The organism is Hominimerdicola alba 8, from assembly GCF_000178155.2.
Taxonomy (GTDB): domain Bacteria; phylum Bacillota; class Clostridia; order Oscillospirales; family Ruminococcaceae; genus Hominimerdicola; species Hominimerdicola alba_C.
Map to the genome: position 1 here is coordinate 1 of NZ_ADKM02000133.1, position 1,040 is coordinate 1,040.

The 1,040-nt window shown below is 41.5% G+C and carries 2 protein-coding genes; both read left to right on the plus strand.

Annotated elements, in window-relative coordinates; translation table 11 throughout:
- Nucleotides 1–78: 78 nt before the first annotated feature.
- The gene (locus CUS_RS17255) at nucleotides 79–426 is read left to right on the plus strand and encodes a transposase (RefSeq protein WP_002853173.1); all 348 of its coding nucleotides are present in this window, start codon (nucleotides 79–81) and stop codon (nucleotides 424–426) included.
- A partial coding sequence (locus tag CUS_RS17260; RefSeq protein WP_002853174.1) for an IS3 family transposase occupies nucleotides 423–1,040 on the plus strand: 618 nt, incomplete at its 3' end. The genes CUS_RS17255 and CUS_RS17260, both read left to right, overlap by 4 nt.

Sequence of the window (1,040 nt, forward strand, 5' to 3'; positions counted from 1 at the left end):
GAAATGCTCCCCTTTTGTTAGACAATGTGGTATAATAGAAGTGTACCAATCAGAAATCTAACGAAAGGGGGCATTTTTATGCCTAAAGGAAAACCAAATAAGAGATACACACCCGAATTCAAGATCAAAGTAGTAGAAACAATGCAGAAAGAAAAGCTAAGCTATAGTGAAGCAGCACGGGAATTTGATGTAAGTAATCATAATCGTGTTGCTGACTGGGAAAGAATCTATCTTGAAGAGGGCAAAGAAGGATTTTATGTTGAACGCCGAGGACGCAAGTCAACAGGTCGTCCGCCAAAGCTGAAGAAAGAAGTTGAGGAGGATCTCATAGCAGAGGTACAGCGTCTTCGAGCGGAGAATGCATACTTAAAAAAATTGAATGCCTTGGTTGCCGAGAGGGTACGGCAAGAGAAAAAGCACAAGTGATCTGGGAACTGAGGCATGAACACAAGATAGGTCTGCTCATTGATGTTGCCGGTATCCCTCGCAGTACCTACTATTATTACAGTAAACAGTTCAGCAGCCCCAAGGCAGATAAATATGCTGAGATAAAAGCTATGATTCGTAAGATATATGATGATAATCAAGGACGCTATGGCTATCGAAGAATAACTAAAGAGCTTAGAAAAACACATAAGATAAATCACAAGACTGTTCAGCGGCTAATGCGTAAAATGGGGATATTCTGCCGTGTACGTATGAAGAAATATAATTCTTTCAGGGGTGAAGTGGGTAGAATAGCACCCAATCTGTTGGAACGTGATTTCAAGGCAGATAAGCCAAATCAGAAGTGGGTCACAGACGTGACGGAGTTTGCGTTGTTTGGTACCAAGTTGTATCTGTCACCAATCATCGACCTTTTTAACGGCGAAGTTGTGTCCTACAACCTGAGTTACCATCCTAATTTGAATCAAGTGACAGATATGCTTGAAAAGGCTTTTGCAAAGATACCGGACGACACCGGACTCATTCTGCATTCAGATCAAGGCTGGCAGTACCAACATAAGCATTACCAGAAAATGCTGAAAGATAAAGGCATA